Origin of the sequence: Streptomyces sp. NPDC046925, assembly GCF_040644915.1 — a bacterium.
Lineage (GTDB): Bacteria > Actinomycetota > Actinomycetes > Streptomycetales > Streptomycetaceae > Streptomyces.
The window spans coordinates 110,826-135,562 of sequence record NZ_JBEYWZ010000005.1 but is presented as its reverse complement, the minus strand read 5'-3'; the positions used below and the strand labels follow the sequence as shown (position 1 = coordinate 135,562).

General features: G+C 70.7%; 18 protein-coding genes and 1 tRNA gene. 15 read left to right on the top strand and 4 right to left on the bottom strand.

The features are described from left to right. The first annotated feature begins 127 nt into the window (after positions 1–127). From topA to ABZ906_RS22055, 5 genes are all read left to right on the top strand, one after another. A complete protein-coding gene (gene topA, locus ABZ906_RS22075; RefSeq protein WP_361385092.1) occupies positions 128–2,959 on the top strand; it encodes a type I DNA topoisomerase in 2,832 nt (943 codons plus the stop codon). Positions 2,960–3,113: 154 nt separating this feature from the next. After that, a complete protein-coding gene (gene tmk, locus ABZ906_RS22070) occupies positions 3,114–6,311 on the top strand; it encodes a dTMP kinase (protein ID WP_361385089.1) in 3,198 nt (1,065 codons plus the stop codon). A 102-nt stretch (positions 6,312–6,413) separates the two neighbouring features. After that, the gene (locus ABZ906_RS22065) at positions 6,414–7,619 is read left to right on the top strand and encodes a DNA polymerase III subunit delta' (protein WP_361385086.1); all 1,206 of its coding nucleotides are present in this window, start codon (positions 6,414–6,416) and stop codon (positions 7,617–7,619) included. A 146-nt stretch (positions 7,620–7,765) separates the two neighbouring features. Then, positions 7,766–9,325 carry an alpha/beta hydrolase gene (locus ABZ906_RS22060; protein ID WP_361385083.1) on the top strand — a complete coding sequence of 520 codons (1,560 nt, stop codon included), beginning with the start codon at positions 7,766–7,768 and terminating at the stop codon, positions 9,323–9,325. Positions 9,326–9,426: 101 nt separating this feature from the next. After that, positions 9,427–9,500, top strand: a tRNA-Thr gene (locus ABZ906_RS22055). Positions 9,501–9,862: 362 nt separating this feature from the next. On the opposite strand, the gene ABZ906_RS22050 is transcribed toward ABZ906_RS22055, so the two are convergent. Beyond that, positions 9,863–10,531 (bottom strand): YdcF family protein, encoded by a 669-nt coding sequence (locus tag ABZ906_RS22050; RefSeq protein WP_361385080.1) that lies wholly within the window; start codon positions 10,529–10,531, stop codon positions 9,863–9,865. A 20-nt stretch (positions 10,532–10,551) separates the two neighbouring features. After that, positions 10,552–11,646 (bottom strand): helix-turn-helix domain-containing protein, encoded by a 1,095-nt coding sequence (locus ABZ906_RS22045; protein ID WP_361385077.1) that lies wholly within the window; start codon positions 11,644–11,646, stop codon positions 10,552–10,554. Between the two features lie 153 nt (positions 11,647–11,799). Here ABZ906_RS22045 and ABZ906_RS22040 point away from each other — a divergent pair, with 153 nt between their 5' ends. The 6 genes from ABZ906_RS22040 (at position 11,800) to ABZ906_RS22015 (ending at position 15,465) form a co-directional block, all read left to right on the top strand. Further along, positions 11,800–12,225, top strand: a complete 426-nt coding sequence (locus tag ABZ906_RS22040; protein ID WP_361385074.1) for a hypothetical protein — start codon at positions 11,800–11,802, stop codon at positions 12,223–12,225. An 11-nt stretch (positions 12,226–12,236) separates the two neighbouring features. Further along, positions 12,237–12,638 (top strand): ATP-binding protein, encoded by a 402-nt coding sequence (locus ABZ906_RS22035; protein WP_361385071.1) that lies wholly within the window; start codon positions 12,237–12,239, stop codon positions 12,636–12,638. Next, the gene (locus ABZ906_RS22030) at positions 12,635–13,213 is read left to right on the top strand and encodes a hypothetical protein (RefSeq protein ID WP_361385068.1); all 579 of its coding nucleotides are present in this window, start codon (positions 12,635–12,637) and stop codon (positions 13,211–13,213) included. The genes ABZ906_RS22035 and ABZ906_RS22030 overlap by 4 nt, the downstream gene beginning before the upstream one ends. A gap of 10 nt (positions 13,214–13,223) precedes the next feature. Continuing rightward, positions 13,224–14,354, top strand: coding sequence for a radical SAM protein (locus ABZ906_RS22025; RefSeq protein ID WP_361385065.1), 1,131 nt, complete (start codon positions 13,224–13,226; stop codon positions 14,352–14,354). After that, on the top strand, positions 14,351–14,518 hold the full coding sequence (locus ABZ906_RS22020; RefSeq protein WP_361190996.1) for a hypothetical protein: 168 nt from the start codon (positions 14,351–14,353) through the stop codon (positions 14,516–14,518). The genes ABZ906_RS22025 and ABZ906_RS22020 overlap by 4 nt, the downstream gene beginning before the upstream one ends. Positions 14,519–14,595: 77 nt before the next feature. Further along, entirely contained in the window at positions 14,596–15,465 is an 870-nt protein-coding gene (locus ABZ906_RS22015; protein ID WP_361385062.1) for a GNAT family N-acetyltransferase, read from the top strand. Positions 15,466–15,509: 44 nt separating this feature from the next. On the opposite strand, the gene ABZ906_RS22010 is transcribed toward ABZ906_RS22015, so the two are convergent. Both ABZ906_RS22010 and ABZ906_RS22005 read right to left on the bottom strand, forming a co-directional pair. After that, positions 15,510–16,166 (bottom strand): response regulator transcription factor, encoded by a 657-nt coding sequence (locus tag ABZ906_RS22010; protein WP_361385059.1) that lies wholly within the window; start codon positions 16,164–16,166, stop codon positions 15,510–15,512. Next, entirely contained in the window at positions 16,130–17,494 is a 1,365-nt protein-coding gene (locus ABZ906_RS22005) for a histidine kinase (protein WP_361385056.1), read from the bottom strand. Before ABZ906_RS22005 ends, ABZ906_RS22010 begins: the two co-directional genes overlap by 37 nt. 158 nt (positions 17,495–17,652) lie before the next feature. Between ABZ906_RS22005 and ABZ906_RS22000 the strand changes: the two genes are divergently transcribed. The 4 genes from ABZ906_RS22000 to ABZ906_RS21985 all read left to right on the top strand — a co-directional run bounded on the left by ABZ906_RS22000 (position 17,653) and on the right by ABZ906_RS21985 (position 24,708). Beyond that, positions 17,653–18,066, top strand: a complete 414-nt coding sequence (locus ABZ906_RS22000; RefSeq protein ID WP_361385053.1) for a hypothetical protein — start codon at positions 17,653–17,655, stop codon at positions 18,064–18,066. A gap of 85 nt (positions 18,067–18,151) precedes the next feature. Continuing rightward, positions 18,152–18,913, top strand: coding sequence for a response regulator transcription factor (locus ABZ906_RS21995; protein WP_361385050.1), 762 nt, complete (start codon positions 18,152–18,154; stop codon positions 18,911–18,913). Continuing rightward, positions 18,903–21,071 (top strand): HAMP domain-containing sensor histidine kinase, encoded by a 2,169-nt coding sequence (locus ABZ906_RS21990; RefSeq protein ID WP_361385047.1) that lies wholly within the window; start codon positions 18,903–18,905, stop codon positions 21,069–21,071. Before ABZ906_RS21995 ends, ABZ906_RS21990 begins: the two co-directional genes overlap by 11 nt. Positions 21,072–21,606: 535 nt before the next feature. After that, positions 21,607–24,708, top strand: a complete 3,102-nt coding sequence (locus ABZ906_RS21985; RefSeq protein WP_361385044.1) for a BTAD domain-containing putative transcriptional regulator — start codon at positions 21,607–21,609, stop codon at positions 24,706–24,708. The last annotated feature ends 29 nt before the right edge of the window (positions 24,709–24,737 follow it).

Sequence of the window (24,737 nt, the reverse complement as noted above, 5' to 3'; positions counted from 1 at the left end):
GGGGGCGGGATGTACCGTCACACTCCGCAGCGTCAGCGCAACTGAAGCGCACCGAGCGAGGCCACGCACCACGGCCACGAGGCCACGCACCACGGCCACCGAGTACCGACCGGAGAGAAGAGCGAAGTTGTCCCCGACCAGCGAGACCGCAAAGGGCGGCCGCCGACTCGTCATCGTCGAGTCGCCTGCCAAGGCGAAGACGATCAAGGGTTACCTCGGCCCCGGCTACGTAGTCGAGGCAAGCGTCGGGCACATCCGCGACCTCCCGAACGGCGCCGCGGAGGTCCCCGACAAGTACACCGGCGAGGTGCGCCGCCTCGGCGTGGACGTCGAGAACGACTTCGAGCCCATCTATGTCGTCAACTCCGACAAGAAGGCGCAGGTCAAGAAGCTCAAAGACCTGCTGAAGGACTCCGACGAACTCTTCCTCGCCACCGATGAGGACCGCGAGGGCGAAGCCATCGCATGGCACCTCCTCGAGGTCCTGAAGCCCAAGGTCCCGGTCAAGCGCATGGTGTTCCACGAGATCACCAAGGCCGCCATCCAGGGCGCCGTCGCCAACCCGCGCGAGCTCAACAAGCGCATGGTCGACGCCCAGGAGACCCGCCGCATCCTCGACCGTCTCTACGGCTACGAGGTCTCGCCGGTCCTGTGGAAGAAGGTCATGCCGCGCCTGTCGGCGGGCCGTGTCCAGTCCGTGGCGACCCGCCTCGTCGTCGAGCGCGAGCGCGAGCGCATCGCCTTCCGCTCCGCCGAGTACTGGGACCTGACGGGCACCTTCGGCACCGGCCGCACCGGCGACGCGTCCGACCCCTCGCAGCTGGTCGCCCGCCTCACCACGGTCGACGGCAAGCGCATCGCGCAGGGCCGTGACTTCAACTCGGTCGGACAGCTCAAGTCCGACACCCTGCACCTGGACGAGGCCAACGCCCGGGCGCTCGCCGCGGCCCTGGAGAACACCCGCTTCGCGGTCCGCTCCGTCGAGTCCAAGCCCTACCGCCGCTCTCCGTACGCGCCGTTCCGCACGACGACGATGCAGCAGGAGGCCAGCCGCAAGCTCGGCTTCGGCGCGAAGGCCACCATGCAGGTGGCCCAGAAGCTGTACGAGAACGGCTTCATCACCTACATGCGTACGGACTCCACGACGCTGTCCGACACGGCGGTCACCGCCGCCCGCGCGCAGGTCACGCAGCTGTACGGCAGCGACTACCTGCCGGACAAGCCCCGCACGTACGCCGGCAAGGTCAAGAACGCGCAGGAGGCGCACGAGGCGATCCGCCCCTCGGGTGATCGTTTCCGTACGCCCGCCGAGACCGGCCTGACCGGCGACCAGTTCCGGCTCTACGAGCTGATCTGGAAGCGGACCGTCGCCTCCCAGATGAAGGACGCGATCGGCAACTCCGTCACGGTCAAGATCGGCGGCACCGCTGCCGACGGCCGCGACGCCGAGTTCAGCGCGTCCGGCAAGACCATCACCTTCCACGGCTTCATGAAGGCCTACGTAGAGGGCGCGGACGACCCGAACGCCGAGCTCGACGACCGTGAGCGCAGGCTCCCGCAGGTCAGCGAGGGCGACGCGCTCACCGCCGACGAGATCACGGTCGACGGCCACGCGACGAAGCCCCCGGCCCGCTACACCGAAGCCTCGCTGGTCAAGGAGCTCGAAGAGCGCGAGATCGGCCGCCCGTCGACGTACGCCTCGATCCTCGGCACGATCCTCGACCGCGGGTACGTCTTCAAGAAGGGCACGGCCCTCGTGCCCTCCTTCTTGTCGTTCGCCGTGGTCAACCTCCTGGAGACGCACTTCGGGCGCCTCGTCGACTACGACTTCACCGCACGCATGGAGGACGACCTCGACCGCATCGCGCGGGGCGAGGCGCAGGCCGTGCCGTGGCTGAAGCGGTTCTACTTCGGCGAGGGCGAGGACGCGGGGTCCGCCGCGAGCGCGGGCAACGGCGACGGCGACCACCTCGGCGGGCTCAAGGAGCTGGTGACCGACCTCGGCGCGATCGACGCCAGGGAGATCTCCTCCTTCCCCGTCGGCGACGGCATCCTGCTGCGCGTCGGCCGCTACGGCCCGTACATCGAGCGCGGCGAGAAGGACGCGGAGGGCCACCAGCGCGCCGACGTGCCCGACGACCTGCCGCCGGACGAGCTGACCGTCGAGTACGCCGAGGAGCTGCTCGCCAAGCCGAGCGGTGACTTCGCGCTCGGCACCGACCCCGCATCGGGTCACGAGATCATCGCCAAGGACGGCCGCTACGGCCCGTACGTCACCGAGGTGCTCCCCGAGGGCACCCCGAAGACCGGCAAGAACGCGGTCAAGCCGCGTACGGCCTCGCTCTTCAAGTCCATGTCGCTCGACACGGTGACCCTCGAGGACGCCCTGAAGCTGATGTCCCTGCCGCGCGTCGTCGGGACGGACGCCGAAGGCGTGGAGATCACCGCGCAGAACGGCCGCTACGGCCCGTATCTGAAGAAGGGCACGGACTCGCGCTCCATCGACACCGAGGAGCAGCTCTTCAGCATCACGCAGGACGAGGCCCTGGAGATCTACTCCAAGCCGAAGCAGCGCGGGCGGGCCGCCGCCAAGCCGCCGCTGAAGGAGCTCGGCGAGGACCCGGTCAGCGGGAAGCCCGTCGTCGTCAAGGACGGCCGCTTCGGGGCGTACGTCACGGACGGCGAGACGAACGCGACGCTGCGGGCCGCCGACAGCGTCGAGGACATCACCGCCGAGCGGGGCTACGAACTGCTCGCCGAGAAGCGGGCGAAGGGTCCGGCCAAGAAGACCGCCAAGAAGGCGGCGAAGAAGGCCCCCGCCAAGAAGACCGCCGCAAAGAAGACGGCGGCCAAGAAAACGGCCGCCAAGAAGACGACGGCCGCGAAGAAGACCACTACGAAGACGGCCGCCGCCAAGAAGACGGCTGCTTCGGCCGCCAAGGCGTCCGACTCCGAGTAGTCACTCCGAGCAGGCCTCCGAGTCGCCGGCTGTCCGCGTCTGTACGTGTCTGTACGCGTCCTTCCGTATGGCGCTGTGAACGTGTGAACCGAAGGGGCGTCCATTTGTTCGGGCGCCCCTTCGGAGTGTCCGGGCGTCCAGATAGGCTGGACGGATGACGCGTGCCGAGCAGCCAACGGTCGGAAACCCGGCCCCCGACGACGCCCTGGTCGCAGATTCCCGAGAGCGTGCTGTCCGCGCCTTGCTGCGCGTGCCCCAGCTGAAGCGGCTCTGGAGCGCCCAGCTCGTCGGCGGTGTCGGCGATGCCCTCGCCCTCCTTGTCCTGGTGGTGCTCGCGCTGCAAGCGGCCATCGCCGAGGGGGCGTTCGGGGGCGGCTATCGAGGGGTGGCGTTCGCCGTCACCGCTGTCTTCGGGGCACGCGTTCTCGCGACGCTGCTCTTCGGGGCGGTCCTGCTCGGGCCGCTGAGTTCGATCACGTCACCGGACGGGCCGCTCGACCGGCGCTGGACGATGGTCGTCGCGGACGGCCTGCGGGCCGCGCTGCTGATCGTCGCGCCGCTGTGGATCGACTGGACGCCGGACAACGCGCTCGCGATGCTGCTCGTCACCGCCTTCGTGATCGGCGTCGCCGAGCGCTTCTGGACCGTCTGCCGGGAGAGCGCGGCGCCCGCGCTGCTGCCCGCGCCGCCCCTGGAGGGCGCGACGGTACGACCGCTGCCGGACCACATGGAAGCCCTGCGGCGCCTGTCGCTGCGTACGGGATTCCTGGCACTGCCCCTCGCGGCCGCCGTGCTCGTCGCCGTCACGCTGATCGGGAACCTCCTCGGCGCCGGGCTCGAATGGTTCGACCTGCACCAGGCGGGGCTCGCCTCGTTCGTCGCAGCGGGCCTCTTCGCGGCAGCCCTGTCGATCGTCTACTTCCTCGAACTTCCCGCCACGCAGACGCCACGCGCGCGTAGCCCCCTCGAAGGGCTGCGCAGGCCGCGCACCGGCAGCGGCGCCGACAAGGGCCGCACCGGCGCGATCCCGCTGCTCGTCGCCGCCTGCGCCGCGGTCGCCGGAGCCGTCGCCGCCGCCGTGGCCGTCGCCGTGCTGCACGCCAAGGACCTGGACGGCGGGCCCGTCACGTACGGCCTGATCGTTCTCGCGCTGACCGGCGGCACCGCCGTCGGCATCCGCACCGCGCCGTCCCTGCTGCCCACGCTGCCGCGCCGCCGGCTGCTCGCCCTCGCGATCGCCCTCACCGGCGTCGCGCTGCTCGCCGCGGGCCTCGTGCCCGACGTGACGACCGTGCTGCTGCTCCTGGTGCTCACCGGAGTGGCCGCGGGCATCGCCGCGCACACCGGGCACGCGCTGCTCGACCAGGAGGTCGAGGACTACCGCAGGGCGCGCACGACGGAACACCTCCAGGCGGTCGTACGCCTCTTCGTCGCGGTCGGCGCGCTGGTGGCCCCCGTGGTCGCGGCGGCGATCGGCCCGCACCGCTTCGTCAACGGCAAGTTCGTGTTCGACCACGGAGGCGCCGCCTTCACGCTGATGCTGGTGGGCGCGCTGCTCCTGCCGGTGGCCGCACTGGTCCTCGCCAAGATCGACGACCGGCAGGGCGTGCCGCTGCGGCACGACCTGCGCGACGCGCTGCGCGGCGGCGACGACCCGAAGCAGGGGATCGCCTCCGCGGGCTTCTTCATCGCCCTGGAGGGCGGCGACGGCGCGGGCAAGTCGACGCAGGCCGAGGCGCTCGCCGAGTGGATCCGGGCCAAGGGCCACGAGGTCGTCGTGACGCGCGAGCCGGGGGCCACGCCGGTCGGCAAGCGGCTGCGGTCGATACTGCTCGACGTGTCGTCCGCCGGTCTCTCGCACCGCGCCGAGGCACTTCTGTACGCGGCCGACCGCGCCGAGCACGTCGACACCGTCGTACGTCCTGCCCTTGAGCGGGGCGCGGTCGTCATCTCCGACCGGTACATCGACTCGTCGGTGGCGTACCAGGGCGCGGGGCGTGATCTGTCCGCGACCGAGATCGCCCGGATCTCCCGGTGGGCCACGGACGGTCTCGTGCCGCATCTGACGGTGCTGCTCGACGTGTCCCCGGAGGCCGCCCGCGAGCGGTTCACCGAGGCGCCCGACCGTCTTGAGTCGGAGCCCGCCGAGTTCCACGCGCGCGTGCGGTCCGGTTTCCTCACGCTCGCCGCGGCCGATCCCGGCCGGTATCTGGTGGTCGACGCCGCTCAGGAGCCGGAGGCGGTCACGACCGTGGTCCGACACCGGCTCGACCTGATGCTGCCGCTCTCCGAGGCCGAGGTGAAGGCGCAGGAGGAGGCCCGCAAGGCCGCCGAGGAAGAGGCCCGCCGCAAGGCCGAGGAAGAAGCGCGCCGCAAGGCCGAGGAGGAGCGGGTCGAGCGCGAGCGCCAGGAGCAGCTCGCCAAGCTCCGCGCCGAGGAGGAGGAGCGCAAGCGCCGCGAGCTGGAAGAGGCGCAGCGCCGCGAGGCCGAGCGCCAGGCCGAGGAGGCCAGGCAGCGCGCCGAGGAGGCCAAGCGCCGGGCCGAGGAGGAGCAGGCACGCCTGCTCGCCGAGGAGAAGGTGCGGGCGGCCGAGGAGGAGCGGCGCCGCCGCGAGGCGGAGGAAGAGGCGCGGCTGCGGGCCGAGGCCGAGGCGCGCCGGGTCGAGAAGCAGCGCAAGGCCGAGGAGGCGCTGCTGCGGGCCGAGGAGGCGCGTCGTCTTGCCGCGGCTTCGGCGGCGGCAGCGGCGGCGGCTTCGACCGCCGCGTCTGCTTCGGCTCCGGCGCCGAAGCCGGTTTCGAAGGCGACTCCGAAGGCGGCCCCGGAAGCGACCCCGGAGCAGGCGTCGAAGCAGGCGTCGAAGTCGGCATCGAAGCCCGCGTCGGCTCCGTCCGATGCGCCTTCGGATGCGCCTTCGGACGCCGTGCCGGACAACGAGACGACGGTGCCCACGCCTGTCGTGAAGCCCGGCGCGCCCGCGCCGGGTGCCGCGGACGAGACCGCGGTGCTCCCGCAGGTACGGGACAACTCGGGCTCGGAGGAGACCGAGGTCCTTCAGCAGCCGCCCGTGCCGGGGGCTGCCGACGAGACGGCCGTGCTGCCCGCGGTGCAGGAGGACAAGGTGCCGCCGGGGTACTTCCGCGACGAGCGGCCCGCCCGCCCCTCCGGCGGCGGCAACGACCGCACCCGTGAGCTGCCCCAGGTCGACGAGCAGGGGCAGCCGCGACAGCGGCCCCGCTCGGACTGGGCGGAGGAGACCCCGCTGGACGATCTGCCCACGCTGGCGGACGAGTTGCTGGGCTCGCGGGACGAAGACGGCGGCGACGAGGACGGCCGGGGGCGGAACCGACGCTGACCTCGGCGGCGTGAGCGTGGCCCGCGTTGTCAGTGGCGTGCTCCACAATGAATTCGACAGCGTGAGATGCGACGCGGGTGCGCAGGGCGGAGGCGGTGACCGATGACCGTATGGGACGACCTGGTGGGCCAGGAGCGGGTGAGCGAACAGCTCGGTGCCGCCGCCCGGGACGCCGACGCACTGGTCACCGCCGTGGCCACGGGCGCCCCGCAGCCCGAGGCGTCGAAGATGACGCACGCCTGGCTGTTCACCGGACCGCCCGGCTCCGGCCGGTCCACCGCCGCCCGTGCCTTCGCCGCCGCGCTCCAGTGCACGAGCCCGGACCGCGCGCTCGGCGGCGCCCCCGGCTGCGGCTTCTGCGACGGCTGCCACACGAGCCTGGTCGGCACGCACGCCGACGTCGAAGTGGTGCGTACGGACCTGCTGTCCATCGGCGTCAAGGAGACCCGCGAGCTGGTCAGACGGGCCCAGTTGTCGCCCGCGGGCGGACGCTGGCAGGTCATCGTCCTTGAGGACGCCGACCGCCTCACCGAGGGCGCGGGCAACGTCCTCCTGAAGGCCGTGGAAGAGCCCGCTCCACGCACCGTATGGCTGCTCTGTGCGCCCTCCCTCGAAGACGTGCTGCCCACGATCCGCTCCCGCTGCCGCCATCTGACGCTGCGTACGCCTCCGGTGGACGCCGTCGCGGATGTGCTCATCCGCCGTGACGGCATCGAACCGGACGTCGCCGCTGCCGCCGCGCGCGCCACCCAGGGCCACATCGGCCGTGCCCGCCGCCTCGCGACCGACCCCAAGGCCCGCGAGCGCCGGGCCGCCGTGCTCAAGCTGCCCATGCGCGTGGAGGACGTCGGCGGCTGCCTCAGGGCCGCGCAGGAGCTGATCGACACGGCAGGCGACGACGCGAAGCAGCTCGCCGAGGAGGTCGACGTCAAGGAGACGGACGACCTGAAGGCGGCGCTCGGCGCGGAGAAGGGCGGCCGGATGCCGCGCGGCACGGCGGGCGTCATGAAGGAGCTGGAGGACCGGCAGAAGCGCCGCAGGACCCGCACCCAGCGCGACAGCCTCGAACTCGCGCTCATCGAGCTGACCGGTGTCTACCGCGACGTGCTCACCCTCCAGCTGGGATCGCGCGTGGCGCTCGCCAACACGGAGGTGCTCGACATGCTGGAGCGCCTTGCGCGCGGCACATCGCCCGAGTCGACGTTGCGCCGCATCGAGGCGATCGGCGCCTGCCGCACCGCACTGGACCGCAATGTGGCACCGCTGCTCGCGGTGGAGGCGATGACGATGGCGCTGCGGGCGGGCTAAGGGGGGCTAGGGGGGCCGGGGCTTCGGGCCGCCCCATCGGCATCGACCGGCATCGACCTGCACCGACCGGCACTGACCGGCTTGACACAGTCATCCATACGGGCACTTTGCGTCACTGATCCGATGCGTACCGTTAGTCTCGTTTGATGCGCATCAGAGGACTCCGCACCCCCGCGACCGCGTTTCTGGCCGCGTCCATGGCCGCCGGACTGCTCGTATCCGGCTGCTCGGCCGGGGGTTCGACGGCGGACGCGTCCATGGCGGCGCTGCCCCGCGCCACCCCCAAGGAGCTGTCCCCGTACTACGGACAGAAGCTGAACTGGCGCGAGTGCGGCGTCCCCGGCTTCGAGTGCTCCACGATGAAGGCGCCGCTGGACTACGACAAGCCGGACGGCCCGGCCATCAAGCTCGCGGTCTCCCGCAAGAAGGCCACCGGGCCCGGCAAGCGCCTGGGCTCGCTCCTGGTCAACCCGGGCGGACCCGGCGGCTCGGCGATCGGCTACCTCCAGTCGTACGCGGCCCTCGGCTACCCCGAAGCGGTCCGCGCCCAGTACGACATGGTCGCGGTCGACCCGCGCGGCGTGGCCCGCAGCGAGCCCGTCACCTGCCTCGACGGCAAGCAGATGGACGCGTACACGCAGACGGACATCACGCCGGACGACAAGCGCGAGGTCACCGCCCTTTCGGACTCCTTCAAGAAGTTCGCGGCGGGCTGCGAGAAGCACTCCGGTGAGGTGCTGCCGCACGTCTCCACGGTCGAGGCGGCCCGCGACATGGACGTCCTGCGCTCGGCGCTCGGCGACAAGAAGCTGACGTACGTGGGCGCTTCGTACGGCACGTTCCTCGGGGCGACGTACGCCGGGCTCTACCCCGACCGCGTGGGCCGCCTCGTCCTGGACGGCGCGATGGACCCGTCGCTGCCGGCCCGCCGCATGAACCGCGACCAGACGGCGGGCTTCGAGACGGCGTTCCAGTCGTTCGCGAAGGACTGCGTGAGCAAGGCGGACTGCCCCCTGGGCACGGAGAGCGAGGAGGATGCGGGCAAGCGCCTCAAGTCGTTCTTCGGCGACCTGGACCGTACGCCGATCCCCGCCGGCGACTCCGACGGCCGCAAGCTCGGCGAGGCGCTCGCCACGACGGGCGTGATCGCCGCGATGTACGACGAGGCGGCCTGGCCCCAGCTGCGCACGGCGCTGACCGCGGCGATGAAGGACAAGGACGGCGCGGGCCTCCTCGCTCTCTCGGACAGCTACTACGAGCGTGAGGGGGACGGTTCGTACGCGAACCTCATGTTCGCCAACGCCGCCGTGAACTGCCTGGACCTGCCCCCGGCCTTCGACTCGGCGGCCGACGTGAAGAAGTCGGTCCCGGACTTCGAGAAGGCCTCGCCGCTCTTCGGCGAGGGCCTGGCCTGGGCCTCGCTGAACTGCACGTACTGGCCGGTGAAGGCGACGGGGAAGCCGCACCGCATCACCGCGGACGGCGCGGCCCCGATCGTCGTGGTCGGCACGACGCGCGACCCGGCCACCCCCTACCACTGGGCCGAGGCCCTGGCCGACCAGCTCTCCTCCGGCAAACTGCTCACCTACGAGGGCGACGGCCACACGGCGTACGGGCGGGGCAGCGACTGCATCGACTCGGCGATCAACGCGTACCTGCTGGAGGGCAAGGCCCCGGACGACGGAAAGCGCTGCTCACAGGGGTGAGGCGGGCGCCGGACGGCCGCAGACCGGGGGTGTACGGAGCACCCCCGGAAACTGTGTAGACTTGGCGTCGCTGCTGATCGCACCATAGGTGCGGGACGCGTGCCGCCTTAGCTCAGATGGCCAGAGCAACGCACTCGTAATGCGTAGGTCTCGGGTTCGAATCCCGAAGGCGGCTCAGAGGAACCCCAGGTCACGTAACTCGTGACCTGGGGTTTTGTGTTGCTCGGGGCGTGACGGGTCACACGGCCGGGGTGGCTTGGGGGAGCGATGCGTGAGTGGACGAGCCGCCTATTTTCTAGTGGAGCGGCTTCTCGATCGGCTCCAATACGGGTGACGGATTCTCGCCCGGCTGCTCCCACTTGGCGGTTCGCTAGTCGGTCGACACGAGCGCCTTCGGTTTGCGCGCAGATGCCGGTGGTCGGCGGCCGGAAAGCGGCCACGGTGATGGTCCTTGCAGCGAACGGGACGGGATCGAGATGCGTCATGCCGCCAGTCCCCTCGTGGGTACGCGTGAGCAGCCCGCCGGAAGCAGGCTGCTCACGAAGCGATGAGGCGGCTGGTGAAGCCGGAGCGAATGAGAGATTCGTACGCTGCATGTACGTCCTCGGGGACTTCCTGCTCGATGGCGAATCCGAGCTTCGGATACTCGATGACCCGCTGGAGGTCGCCGGCGAGCATGTCCAGAACGAGCTTCTCGTCCCCGATGCTCTTGAGATAGTCGTCGAACTCCAGCGCCTCCGACGCGCAGAGGATCTGGACGTCGGGCCACAGTTTGCGGGCGGTCGCGAACGATCGCCGTTCCATGTACGGCTTGGAGACCAGCAGCACCGTCGCCGGATGGATGCCGGAGGCGGCGAGGACCTCGCGGGAGAGCGTGATGTTCTCTCCGGTGTTGGCCGCGTGGGGCTCCAGCAGGATGGCGTCGGTGGGGACACCGAGGTCGATGGCGTGCTCACGGAAGTGGATCGCCTCCCCGCGAGGGAAGACCTTGGCGGTGGTAGGGCTGTTGCCGCCGGTGAACACCAGCGTCTGGAACAGCCCGGCGCGGTACAGGTCGGCGGAGCGGGTTGCGACGCCGAGATCGTGGCTTCCCAGTCCGATTGCCACGTCGACGGGACGCAACTCGTGCTGCATCTGGTGGTAGTCCCAGATCAGCTTCGCCTGGTGCCACTGGTCCTCGGTGATGCCCTGATGGTCGTTGCGCACGCGTTTCTCCCTGGTCACCGTTACCGAGGGCCGGGCGGCCCCTCGCTCATGGCCTTGACGCCCTCGATGCTGCGCAGTTGGTGCACGAGTCCGTACTGCGCGGCTACCTTGGCGGCCTGGTCGAGGACGAGGATTCCATCATCCTGGGTAGCCGTATCGGAGAGCAGGACGTGGCCATGAGCGGTGTCCAGACGTACGCGTTGCATCGGTGAGTCGGTCGTCCCGCTGCTTCGAGCGATATCAATGAAGTGCAGGGCTTGAAAGAGGTCGCCGGCACCACGGCGGGCCAGAGCGAGCTTCTGGTGGGCCACCGACCAGTCTTCCGGTTCGGTGAGGTCCTCGAACTCGCGGGTCGCTGCCTGCATAACGCGGGTGGCGTAGTCGTGCTCGCCGTCCTTGCTCAGTGCCGTCCCCACCCACAGCCGTGCACGAGCCCGGTCGCGGCGGGAGAGCCGGTCGTCGACGGCGAGAGTCTCGTAGTTGCGGGCGGCGACTTCCAGCTTGCCGGACATCTCGGTGACGACTGCGAGCGACAGATCGAGTTGGGCGACGCGGCGGGGGATGTCGAGCTGGGTGAAGACGATCCGGGCACCGGCGTAGGAGTGTTGGGCCGATAGCGGGCCCAGGACAACGCCTTGGTCGCGTTTGAGGTCACCGAGTAAGGCGGTGGAGCGGGCGAAGAGGTACAGGCCCTTCTCGTCCAGCTCATGGGCCTTGAACCGGCCCAGCCACCGAGTGAGAAGGCTGTCTGCGAAGGCGAAGTTCTGCCGGGACAGGGCGACCACGACACGGTCGAGGTCATCGGCCCAGGACTCGTACTCCCACGCCCTGGGGCCGGACGAGGCGACACGTCTGCCGACAGTTGCGACGGTGCCGGCCATCTCCGACAGGAGCGTCTCGAAGCGAAGGTGGACTGCGGCGTCCGCTCGTCCGAGGGCGGTGTCGAGGATGGCCTGGGTATCGGGCCTGGGCTCGGTGGCGGCGAGCTTGCTCTCCCACTTGGACACGGTCGCGACCGCCAGGCCCAGGCGCTCTGCGAAGGCCCGCACGCTCAGCCGCAGGGCGAGCCGCAACGCCTTGGCCTCAAGCCCGGTCCAGTGGTGCACGGTCGCCACGCGTCGCTCCCTTCCACCAGCCATCGAAGCAGACCCGACGACACGGCGGGACGGAAGTGGAACGGAAGTAGAACAGGCGGTGATGTGCAGTGAGTTGATCCGCCGACATGCTCAAAGCGTCACCACGTGTCGAGCCATTGGACGGTCCTGAGCATGGAACCCCTCACGGAACATCGCTTGGTCAGCGGGCCGGTCGTCTACGGTTTCCTGCGGCTGGTACGGGTGCCCCGAGCGCGGCAAGACGCGCTGGTCGCCTCGCTGGCCGAGTACTGCCGTGGCCACGAGCTGCAGCTGTCCGGCCTCTTCACCGAACGTGACGCCTCCCGGTCCGCCTCGGCGGCGTTCACCGGTCTCCTCGACGTGCTGGCGCTGCCGGACGTCTACGGCGTCGTCGCCCCCGCCATGTCCCACCTGGGCCCGAAGGCCATCGCGGCCGGACGCGGGCGACAGATCGAATCGGCCGGTGCTCGGCTGCTGCTGGTCCGGTGCCCGCGCCCCAAACCCTCGACCGTCGCTCGAAGCGCCCCCGTCCACCGCACACGCTCCGGCACCACCCGTGTCGTGGACGCCGAGTCGTGAGGAACATCGCGATGACCAAGACGATCCAGAAGTTCTTCGAGTCCCGGCCCGAGTCGGTCGGCCATGCGCGGACTTTCACCACCGAGGCCCTGACCGGCTGGGGTCTGCTGGACCGAGGCGAAGACGTCCGACTCTGCGTCTCCGAACTCGCCACCAACGCCGTGCTTCACGGGACTGATCCCGGCCGCGGCTTTCTGGTCAAACTCGACGCCGACGACGGGGTTGTACGCCTGGAAGTACACGACAGCCGCCGTCGACGCCCCCACCCCCGTCGGCCTGGAGACACGGACACCGCTGGCCGCGGGTTGCTCCTGGTGACCGCGCTTGCCGACGGCTGGGGCGTGGAGGACCGCACCCCGTTCGGGAAGATCGTCTGGTCGTGCTTCAAAGCCCCAGGAGGGGTGACAGCATGAGCGTTGCCCTCACCCCGCCCGGCCCTGAACTGCGCCTACTGGTGTCGCTCGCCGCCTGGACCTGGCAGGGTGCTGGACCGGACGGCCGCAAGATCGCACACATCCTGATCACGTACACCCCGGCCCTGACGGACGGCGGCACCGCCGTGACAGCCGAGGACCGAATGCGGCGACTGTCCGCGTGCCTCGGTGGCCTGACCGGAGCCCGTGAGGTCATCCCGGAGCTGGAGCACTGCCTACAGCTCGTCGGCGACCGCGTGCTGCTGCACATTCCTGGGACCTCCCGTCGACTGCGGCTGCCCACCCGCCGTTCCTGGACCGAACTGGTCACCCGCACCGGCGAGGCGATCCTCCTGCTCGGTCTCGACCCGCTGCCACAGTCCACCGGCGCCGCTCGCCTCGACGCCTACCTGGACGCCGCGCTCGCAGCCGACCGACTGCTGTTTGGGCGCGTCCAACTCCCGCCGTCAGCCCCGCGAGCTGACGTCTGCTCGACCTGCGGCGGCAGCGGTACCGACCCGATCTCGGGGCGCGCATGCCCGGACTGCTCCCTGCACTGCCGACTCGAACCGTGAAAGGCACGCCATGCACCAGCTCATCGCTGCTCCCTTCCTCGACGGCCACCTGTTGCTGCGCCCCGGAGCGCGATCCGGAGCCCGCATCCCGGCTACCCATTACGAGCAACTCCGAGCCGCCGCCGACGGTGTGCAGAACCTTCCTGGTTGGACGGTCGACCTGGCAGCCGAAGCATGGGGCCTCGACGTCGCCGGCGCCCCGACGACGGACACGGTCCTGATCCGCGAGCCGTCTGCGTACGGATACTGCCGCGCCTCCTGGGAGATCAACCTCGGATGCAACTTTGGCTGCAAGCACTGCTACCTCGGCGAACGCCCCTTCTCCGGCCTCACCTGGGAGAACAAGGTCAAGCTCCTGGACATCATGCGTGAGGCCGGTGTCATCTGGCTCCAGATCACCGGCGGCGAACCGACCATGGACCCGCACTTCCAGAACGCCTACCGGTACGCCTGGCTGGCCGGCATGATGCTCACGATCTCCACCAACGGCTCCCTGCTGTTCCGCCCCGACCTGCTCCAGGTTTTCAGCGAATGCCCGCCGTACCGCCTCGTCGTCAGCATGTACGGCGCGAGCGAGGAGTCCTTCGACGCACTCACCCAGCGGCGCGGAGCCTGGAAGGCGTTTCGGCGTGGCATGGACGCCGCCCGAGCCGCTGGGCTGCCGCTGCGCATCAACATCGTGGTCACAGAGGACAACGCGAGCGAAGCCGACGAGATGGCCGCGCTCGCACGGGAGTGGGGCGTAGAGCACCACGCGTACACCAACATGACCCCGACGATCTACGGCGGCGGTGAACCCCTCATCGCCCAGTCCGCAGATCACCTCCGCCAGCGCAAGCCGTTCGCCGGATGCAACGCGGGCCACACCTTCTTCCACGCTGACCCGCACGCCAAGGTGTCGATCTGCAAGGTCGGCCGCGACGACCAGATCGACCTCATGGCCGAAGGCATCGAAGGACTGCGACGGCTCGGCACGATCGCCGACCGCCTGATGCTTCGCACCGGAGGGTGCGAGGGCTGCGCCCTGTCCGGTACCTGCCGGGTATGCCGTCCCCTGGCCAAGCACTACCAGGAGGCGAAGGCGCCGCTGCACAGCTACTGCCAGCACGGAGACACGGAGAAAGAGAAGGTGACCCCATGACGTCCCGACCCGTACCGGTACAGATCCTGCCCGGGCCGTCCAGCAGCGCCCGCCGCGCGGCGCCACCGGTGGCCTCGGCCGCCGTGACGCTCGTCGCGGACTTGGACGACGTCGTCGAGAGCGCTGAGTGCTCCTGCGACGCCGGCGACGACAACCCCCACTAACCCGACCCGACCGATGTGCTCCGACCCGTCCCACCGACGGGCCGGAGCACCCTCACGTACAGCGCTAAGGTGCCCGCATGCTCTTCCGCTGGGACTGGCTCCGCCCCGTGCTCACCGCACCGGTGGTGCCCACCCTCGGCCCCGTCCACCCGCATGCCCTGACTGTGGACCTCTTCGAAGCCACCGTCGTCGCGGCCGCAACTGAGCGCCACTTTCTGCCGTACGACAAGGATCGCCGCTGGAGCACCGAGAAGCAGGAGGCCGTACTCCTCGATGACGTGGTGCACCACCCCGACCACACGCTCATCCCCACTCTGTTGACCCGCGGCCGGGGAGCAGTGAAGGTCTTCTCCTATGGCCACCGGGGCGACATCCTGGCCCAGGCCGCTGAACTCGCAGCCAAACTCCGTACCGTCCACGGAGCAGCCTCTGCCCGTATCGTCCGGCCGCTGGGCCCGGAGACACCGCATCCTCGTGGCGTCCGGATGCAGCTCCAGGACTTCACGGCGCGGCTCTGTCCCGCCTCTGTTGGCCCCGTCCGTCGACTCGACGACTGGCCCGCCCACATCCGCTGCACCTTCACCACCTTCGCCCAGACCATGGCGTTCGACGGCTTCGTCTTCCTTGACCGTCAGATGAAGACCAAGGGATGCGGGCCGGTTCTTGTCGCCGTGCTGGAGGGGCGTGTTGTCGGTGCCATCGGCCCCATGGAGATCCGTCCTGATCCCACGGGTGTCGCCCAGCTCATGCCGCAGTACTTCGCCGTGCACCCTGACGCGCGCGGGCGCGGGCTCGGCCGGCACCTGTGGCGCGCTGCCATGCACTGGGGGCAGGTGCACGGCGCGACCTACCAGCTGCTCCAGACCGAAGTCGGCGGTGTCTCGGACCACCTGTGTCGCACTGAGGGGCTCACCACGCTGGGCTTCGTGCACACGAGCACGGTGTGAATCTTGGTTGGCTTTTGCTTTGGGGGTTGGTTGGGCTTTGGGGGTCAGTGGTTCAGGTAGGCCAGGACTGCCAGGACTCGGCGGTTGTCCGTGTCTGAGGGGGGTAGGCCCAGTTTTGGGAAGATGTTGCTGATGTGCTTGGCGACCGCCTTTTCCGAGATGAACAGGGTCTCCGCCGTTCCCGCGTTCGACCTGCCCTGGGCCAGGCATTCCAGTACCTCGCGTTCGCGCGGGGTCAGGCGGGACATGGGGTCCGCCTGGTCGTGCGTCTTGCGGGTGAGGAGCTTCGAGATCACCTCGGGGTCCATCGCCGTGCCGCCGGCGGCCACGCGCTCGATCGTGCGGATGAAGTCGGCGCCGTTCGAGACCCGCTCCTTGAGGATGTAGCCGACGCCCGTCGAGCCCGTGGCCAGCAACTCCTTCGCGTAGAGCGGCTCCACGTACTGCGAGAGCAGGAGGATGGGGAGGGCGGGGGTGCGGGCGCGGGCCGTCACTGCCGCGCGTAGGCCGTCGTCGGTGAAGTCCGGGGGGAGGCGTACGTCCACTATTGCTATGTCGGGTGTGGTGGCCGGGGTGGTGAGGGCTCGCAGGAGCGCCGGGCCGTTGTCCACCGCTGCTGTGACCTCGTGGCCGAAGGCCTGGAGCAGGCGGGTGATGCCGTCCCTCAGGAGGAAGTGGTCTTCTGCGAGGACAACACGCACGGCAGCTCCATCGTCACCATGGTCGGGCCGTTGAGCGGGCTGCTCACGGCCAGGACGCCGTCGAACGTGGCGAGGCGCCGTTCGATGCCACGCAGGCCCGTGCCCGCGGTGATGTCCGCGCCGCCTCGGCCGTCGTCGGTGACGGTGATGCGGAGGGCGCCGGGGGTGCCGGGAGCGGCGGAAGCAGTAGGAGCGGCGAAGGGCGTCGTCGAAGGCTCGTGGCGGATGTCTATCCAGGCTCGGTCCGCCCGGGCGTGCTTGGCCGCGTTGGTCAGGATTTCCGATACCGCGAAGTACGCCGCCGACTCCACCGCGGGTTCGGGGCGGCCCGGCAGGTCGACCTCGACCTCGGTGCGCAGGGGACAGGTCATCGCCAATGAGCGTACGGCGTCCGGCAGTCCGCGGTCCGCCAGTACCGGCGGGTGGATACCGCGGACCAGGTCGCGAAGTTCCTGGAGTGCCTTGGCCGACGACTGGCGGGCCTCTTGGAGCAGGGCGCGGACCGCCTCCGGGTTCGACTCCAGGAGGTGTTCCGCGGCGTCCAGTGTCATGCCCATCGCCACCAGGCGGGCCTGTGCGCCGTCGTGTAGGTCGCGTTCGATGCGGCGGAGTTCGGCCTGCTGGGTGTCCACCGCTTCGGAGCGAGTGGTGGTGAGGTGCTCGATGCGGGTGGCGAGGAGCTCGCTCTCGCTGGGGGCCAGCATCGCGCGGAGGTAGCGGGAGTGGTGGCGAACGGCTCGGGGCGCCGCCCAGAGGGCGAGGGGGAATTGGAGTACGGCGAGGATTCCGGCGAGGGTGGCCGTGAGGGTGTTCTGGACCGGGATGAAGAGGTACCAGAGGCTGTCCCAGCTTTCCGAGAGGCCGGGGCCGAGGACTGCCGTGGTCATGCCCCAGATGCCGCTGAGGATCAGGGCTGCGGGGATGAAGGCGATGGCGCCGCCCAGGTAGGGGTCCAGGCTTGCCCAGCGCCAGTCACGGTAGATCTGGTTGTCCTTGGAGAGGAGGTGGGTGCGGAGGGCTTTGGCCCGGGCGGTGGGGGGTGGTTCGGGGTATGCCGCTGGGATCTCTGTTCCCGACCAGCGTTTTGCAAGGGAGCGTTGGTGGTCCGCCAGAGTGCGTACTGCTCGGTTGGCGCTCGGCAGCAGGCGGAGGGTGAGGCCGCTGCCGAGCAGGATGTGTACTGCGTGCAGGTAGAAGGACAGGGCCAGAGCTCGTAGGGACAGGGTCCAGAGGATCAGGCTCCGCTTCAGGGCTGTGAGGTGGTGGCTGGGTGCCGAGGGTGTTGAGGGGGCGGAAAGGGTCTTTTGGGGCTGGCCTGTGCGGTTCATAGGGCGATTATGGGTTGGGGTTCGCTGCGAAGTCGGTGGTAAAAACTCCCCTCTTGGGGCGGGCTTCCGGGCGGTTGCGCTGCCGTCTCAGGGTGCGTCCGGGTGCGTTTTGGCAGAGGCCTCTCGGTGGTGGGCGAGGGGGATGCGAGGATGCCGTGATGAGTGGAGATGCTGAGTCGTATGTTCGCTTCCAGTCGGCCACGCGTCATCAACGCGGCCATTTCACCGGGGTGTTCGGGCTGGTGAACGGGCTTGCCCAGGAGGGGAAGCTGACCGCCGAGCAGGAGATGTTCCGGCGTACCAACAACGACTGGTACGACAGTGCCTACCCGGATCCCTCGACCGTCGACCCCGCTGTCTACGACCACGAGGTCAACCCGTGCGCCGTCGCCTGGTTCAAGGTGACCGCCGCTCATCTCATCGAGCGCGTGCCCGGGTATCTGGAGATTCTGGAGGCGCACGGTGTCGAGTGCCGGACCGTGCGGTCGTCGGATCCGGGGCGGGTTGTCTATGAGGATGAGTTTCAGGTTGTCGTTGTGCCGTACGAGGCGGAGGGCGTAGGGGTGGCTTAGGCGGGCTGCTGGGACTTATGAGGATCCTGTTAGGCCGCTGTCCGGATTCCGTCAGGAGCGGCCCGGTCCGCTTATGCTCAGCGCCATGTGCGCATTTGTCCTGGTCGCGGAGGACGACGAGAAACAGGCCGAGCTGGTCCGCCGCTATCTGGAGCACGAAGGCCACACGGTCGCCGTCGTCCACGACGGGCGCGCCGCACTCGACGAGGTGCGGCGCAGGCCGCCGGACCTGCTCGTGCTCGACGTGATGATGCCGCGGGTCGACGGACTCGGCGTCACGCGCGTCCTGAGGGGCGGCAGCGAGGGCGAAGCCGGGATTCCGATTCTGATGCTCACCGCCCGGACGACCGAAGATGATCTGCTGCTCGGCCTTGATCTCGGCGCCGACGACTATCTGACCAAGCCGTACAGTCCGCGCGAGCTCATGGCCCGTGTCCGTACGCTGCTGCGGCGCGCCGGCGGCACCCATCATCCGGTCGTCGAGAGCGCCGACGCCGTGCCGCTCGTGCTGCGGGCGGGTGGGCTCGCCGTTGATCCGGTGCGGCACGAGGTGACCGTCGACGGGCGGCTCGTCGAGTGCACGCCGGGGGAGTTCGAGCTGCTCGCGGCCCTCGCCGCGGAGCCCGAGCGGGTGTTCACGCGGCCCCAGCTGCTTGATCGTATTCATGGGTCGTCGGGATATATATCGGTGCGTACCGTCGACGTACACATACTCAATCTGCGCAAGAAGATCGAGGAAGATCCGCGCAGGCCGCGCCATCTCGTGACCGTCTTCGGCGTCGGGTACAAGCTCACGGGCGCGGCGTTCGGCGCGACGGTGGGGGCGGCGGCGCGGCGTGGCGCGTGACATACCGTTCCGCAAGAGCCTGCTGACCCGGCTGCTCGCCGTCTCCGTGCTCGTCTCGGTCGTCTCGATCGCCGCCACCGCCTGGCTCGCCGCGCAGACGACGTCCGGCGCGATCCGGCAGGAGCAGGGGCAGGTCCTCGCCGATGACGCACGGGTCTACGACGAACTCCTCGGCCTCGCGGCGGCAGCGCCCGGCTGGCGGGACGCCCGGAAGACCGTGCGGGAGCTGGCCAAGCAGACCGGGCGGCGTATCGCCCTGACCACGCAGGACCGCGTCGTCATCGCCGACTCCCGCACTGAGGCGGGCAAGGGCGGCAAGGGCGGCAAGGGGGCTGCCGGTGCCGAGCTGCCGTCCAAGGCCTCGGCCGTCGTCGATCCGCTCGCCGTCGACGGGGCGCTGACCGCCGGAGGCGGGCGTACGGACGCGGAGGCCGGAGGCCAGGACCGCATCGATCCGCGCGCGGTCGGGCCCTTCCGGCTGCCGGGCACGGAGCGGAAACAGCTGGCGAAGGTCGCCGCGAGCGTCGTGGCCTGCATGAACGACCTCGGGGTCTCCGCCCGCGCCGTCGAGGGACCCAGCGGCCGGCCACGCGTCGAGGCACCCAACGACCCGTCCGAGATCCTCGACTCCAGCTGCCGCAATTACGAACTCGACATGCCCACCCGTACCGAGAAGAAGGCGCTGGATCGGCTCAACGAGCTCACCAACGCCTGCCTGCGGCGCGGGGACGCACCGCCCGTCAAGGTCGGGCTCGACCTGACGTGGTGGCAGTCGGTGGGAGTGTTCGACCGCCGCTCCGGGCGCTACATCCCCACCGAGACGGGAACGCCGGAGGAGGCGATAGGAGGGCAGAGCGGCGCCGTTCCCGCGGTTCCCGGCGACGCTGCCGCCGAGAGGCTCAAGCCCGTGCCCACCAGTACCCCCTCGGCAAAGCCCTCGGAAACTCCCCCGGAGTCTCCCTCGGAGTCGTCCTCGGAGTCGTCCTCGGAATCCGAGGTCCCCGTCGATCCGTCCGGCGGCGTCACCCGCGTCGGCAACGAGTACGACACCAGGACCGCCGCCTGCGTGGGAAGCGCACGGCGCGAGCAACTCGGGTCGTACGTGTCCGCGCCCGCGCTCCTCTTCGTCACCAGCTCCGACGGTTCGCGCGCGGCGGCGGCCCGCGCGGACGCGAACCGGGGGTTCAGCCTCTCCGCGGCCAACACCACCCGGCTCGCGGGCTTCTCGGCGGGCATCCTCGCGGTGACGGTCGCCGTGACCGCCTTCGCCGCGACCCGCCTGACCCGTCCCCTGCGGGCGCTGACCGCCGCGACCCAGCGGATGAAGGCGGGCGGGGCGACCGAACCCGTCACGGCGCGCTCGGCGGGATCGGCGGGCGAGATCCGCCAGCTCGCCGACGCCTTCAACGACATGGCTGCGCACCGCAAGGCCCTTGAGGACCAGCGCCAGGCCATGGTGAGCGACGTCGCGCACGAGTTGCGTACGCCGCTTTCCAATATCCGCGGCTGGCTGGAGGCGGCCGAGGACGGCGTGGTCGCCACCGATCCGGAGCTCGTCACCTCGCTCCTCGAAGAGGCGGTGCTGCTCCAGCACATCGTCAACGACCTCCAGGATCTCGCCGCCGCCGACGCCGGTACGCTGCGGCTGCACCGCGAGCCCGTGCACGCGTCCGACGTCGTGGACCAGGTCGCCGCGGCGCACCAGGCCGGGGCCGAGGCGGCGGGCGTACAACTGAGCGCGACGACGCTCGGCGATCCCTGTTTCACCGCCGATCCGCTCCGGCTCCGGCAGGCCATCGGCAACCTCGTCTCCAACGCCATCCGGCACACCCCCGAGGGCGGCAGCGTCACGATCAGCTGCCGGGCCACGCTCGACGCGGTGGTGGTGGAGGTGGCCGACACCGGTAGCGGCATCGCGGCCGCCGATCTGCCGCACGTCTTCGACCGCTTCTGGCGCGCGGACAAGTCCCGTACGCGGGCGACCGGCGGCAGCGGGCTCGGCCTCGCGATCGTCCGGCAGCTGGTGGAGGGGCACGGCGGGACGGTGACGGCGCGGAGCACGCCGGGGGAGGGGGCGGTGTTCACGGTGCGGGTGCCGTCGGGTGAGGGCCAGGGTGAGGGTGAGGGTGAAGGCGGGGGCGAGGTGGGGGGCGGGTAGCGGGGTGACACCGGTCGCGGCGGATGCCGACGGGGTGATCGGGGGACGCCGGGGGTTGAAAGACGTCGGCGGAAGGTGTTACCGATGGGGCTACTGCGGGATACCGCCGCGGTACGTCGCTGCGGTGCGTCGCCGAGGGCCGTGCGGAGGGTCGTGCGCTAGACCGTGCGGAGGACCGGCTCCGTGGACGTGAGCGAATGGTGCGTGATCGGTGAGCACCTAGTGCCGGAATCCGGAAGCGGGTGCGTGTCGCCGAGGACCGTGAGGCGGTGCGTCCCGCACGGGTACGGTGGGCGGCGCGTCGGCGTGGTGACACGTGCACGCGGGCCCCGATTCCGCGAGCACCCCAACTTCCCCACCCCGTAAGGAAGTTGAGGATGCCTCGCAGAAACTGAGCGGGCCCGGCCGCAACGGTGACACTCCCCCGAGTTACGCGCTTGGCGCGAGTACCGGCGGGGCCGGGCCCGATGTAGAGATCCCATCAGGGGCCGCCAACCGATCGCTAACATGTGGCCAACAGTTGGCGGGAGATGGCGTGGACGTGCGGTGCGACGGGTTGCGGTTCGGACTCCTGGGTGCGCCTGCCGTGTACGACGCCGACGGCGAGCCGCAGCCCGTACAGAGCGCCAAGGGGCGCGCCCTGCTGGCCGCGCTGCTGCTCGAACCGGGCAGGGTGGTCTCCGTCGACGCCCTCAAGGACGCACTGTGGGGCGGCGCCCCGCCCGCCTCCGCGCACGCCTCGCTCCAGAACCACGTGACGCGCCTGCGCCGGCTCCTGGACGATCCGGAACGGCTGCGGGCGGTGCCCCCGGGGTACCGGCTGCGAGTGGCCGACGGCGAGCTGGACGTACGGGTGTTCGAGCAGCTGGTCGCTCAGGCCAGGGCCGCGCACGCGGAACGCGACTGGCGGCTCTGCGCTGACTCCGCGTCCGCCGCGCTCGGCCTGTGGCGCGGCACTCCGCTGGGCGGGCTGCCCGCCGACGCCGCGGGTCACGCGCTCGTACCCCGCCTGGAGGAGGCGCGGCTGCTCGCCCTTGAGCTGCGGTACGACGCGGAGCTGGCCATCGGGGGCGCCGGGGGCGGGCTCGTGCCGGAGCTGGCGGAGCTGGTCGCCGAGTATCCCTTGCGCGAGGCGTTCCACCGGCAGCTGATGCTGGTGCTGCACCGCACGGGCCGCCAGGCGGAGGCGCTCGCCGTCCATCGCGAGCTGCGGCGCAGGCTGGTGGAGGAGCTGGGCGTGGAGCCCGGCCCTTCGGTACGGGAAGCGCATCGCGAGGTGCTTCAGGAGCCTGCGGGGGCGGCGTTGGGGGGACTCGACGCTGGGGGGAGCGAAGCGAGCGAAGTTTCCGGCGGCGCGGACCTCGCTGGAGAGACCCTGGCTGACCCGGTGGCCCCTGCGACCCCGGACGCCCCCGTGGCCCCGGTGACCCCGGACGCCCCCGCGACCGCTCCCACCCCCACCACCGCCCCCACATCCCCCTCCACCCGCCCCGCACAACTCCCCCCGTCCCCGCCCCACTTCACCGGACGCGAAGACGTCATGCGCTCCCTGGCCCGGCTCCTGACCAGAGCCGAGCAGAACGACAGCGGTGTCGTACCGCCCGTCGCCGTGCTGTCCGGAATGGCGGGCGTCGGCAAGAGCGCGCTCGCCCTGCACGTGGCGCACCGCCTGCGGGAGCACTTCCCCGACGGGCAGCTCTACGTCAATCTGCGCGGGGCCACGCCCGGAATGACGCCCCTCACCTCCGACCAGGCCCTCTCCGCCCTGCTCCGGGATCTCGGGGTCGAGCCGAGCCACAGCCCCGGCCATCCGGACGCCGCGGCCGCCTTGCTCCGCTCGCTGCTCGCGCCCACCCGCACCCTGCTCGTACTGGACGACGCGGCCACCGCAGCGCAGGTGCGGCCGCTGCTGCCCGCGGGGCCCGGCTGCGCGGTCATCGTCACCAGCCGCTCTCCGCTCACCGCGCTCGACGGCGCGGGACGTTTTCCGCTGGCGCCGCTCTCCGAGGGGGACAGCATCGCCCTGCTGCGCGCCGTATCCGGGCGCGCGGGGCTCGACGCGGGGCACCCCCTGGTCGAACTCGCGGGGCGGCTCCCGCTCGCCCTGCGCATCATCGCGGCCCGCCTCGCAGCCCGCCGCGCGCTCACCCCTGACGCCCTCGCCGAGCTCCTCACCGTAAGCGGCGGACGCCTGCACCACCTGGAGCACGACGATCTGAGCGTGCGGCGCTCGCTCGCCGTGGCCCTGGACGCGCTGCGTACCTCGGAGCGCGAGTCCGACCGGGACGCCGCCGCGGCCCTCGCCGCGATCGGCGCCCTCGACCTCCCGGCGTACGGAGTCCCGCTCGTGGCCCGCCTCCTCGGGGTGGAGGAGTGGCGCGCGGGGGCCGCGCTCGACCGGCTCGTCGACGTCGCGCTGCTCGACGAGACGGCCTACGGCCGCTATGCCCCGCACGACCTCGTACGCGACTTCGCACGCGAGGCCGCTCACCAGGACGAGGCGGGCGCGGCGCACGTCGTGGAGTCGGCGCTCCACTGGTACGCGGAGTCGGCGCGGCAGACCGTGGTGGCGATCATGCCGGAGGGACTGGACCTCGACGACCGGATGATGGGCGTCGACGACCGGCTGCGGCCCCGGCACACCGCCGACGGCTCCCCGGTCCCTGCCATGCCGCCGATGTCCTCCGACGACGCCTTCGTCTGGGGCGACACGGAACTCACCAACGTCATCGCACTCGCCGACCGCCACGGCCGCGAATCCGTCCTGCTGCCCGTCCTCGTCCGCTGCTTCTTCTCGTACCTCAAGCGCCGTGGCCGGCTCGCCGAGGCGGACCTCCTCAACCGGCTCGCGGTGACCGCGGCCCGCCACTGGAACGACACCGCCGCCGAGGCGCAGGCCCTCACCGACCTCGCGGGCCTCAACTACGTCTGCGGGCGCAGCAGCACCGCGCTCGCCCTGATCGACGAGGCCCTGGACCTGTGGCGCGAGCTCGACCTCATGTCGTTCGTGCACCGTGCCGTACTCAACCGCAGCCTCCTCCTCGAAGCCCTCGGCCGTTACGAGGAGTCCATCGAGGCCCTGCGGCAGACCCTGGAGCTGGCCAAGGCCTTGGGCGATCCGCTGAGCGAGGCGTTCGCGCTCAGCCACCTCGGCAGCATCTACGAGCACAGCGACGCGCGCGCCGCGCTCGACTATCACGAGCGCAGCCTGGCGCTCGGCGAGACCCTCGGCCACGCCGGTGTCCGGCAGGAAGCCCACTGCGACATCGGCCGCGTCTACCTCCTCCTGGGCCGGCCTGACGTCGCGCTCACGCACTTCGAGGAGAGCCTGCGCATCCACGGCGTGGCCGAGGACTGGCACAACGAGTCCAAGGTGCGCCTCGGGATGGTCCGCGCCCTGCGCGAGGTGTCCCGGCCGGGCGACGCGGCCCGCGAGTGCGCGGACCTCCTGGAGCGTGCGGAGCAGCGGGCCGACGCCCACATGGCGGGCCTGGCCCGCCACCAGCTCGGGCTCCTCCTGTACGCGGAGGGGCGCGCCGAAGAGGCGTACGCGCAGTGGCGGTCGGCGCTGGCGGCGCTGGACGGCACGGACAGCAGCGAGGTGGTCGGCGAGCTCAAGGGCTTGCTGGCGGGCTGATTACCCCGGGCCTTTCTGGGGGAGCCAGC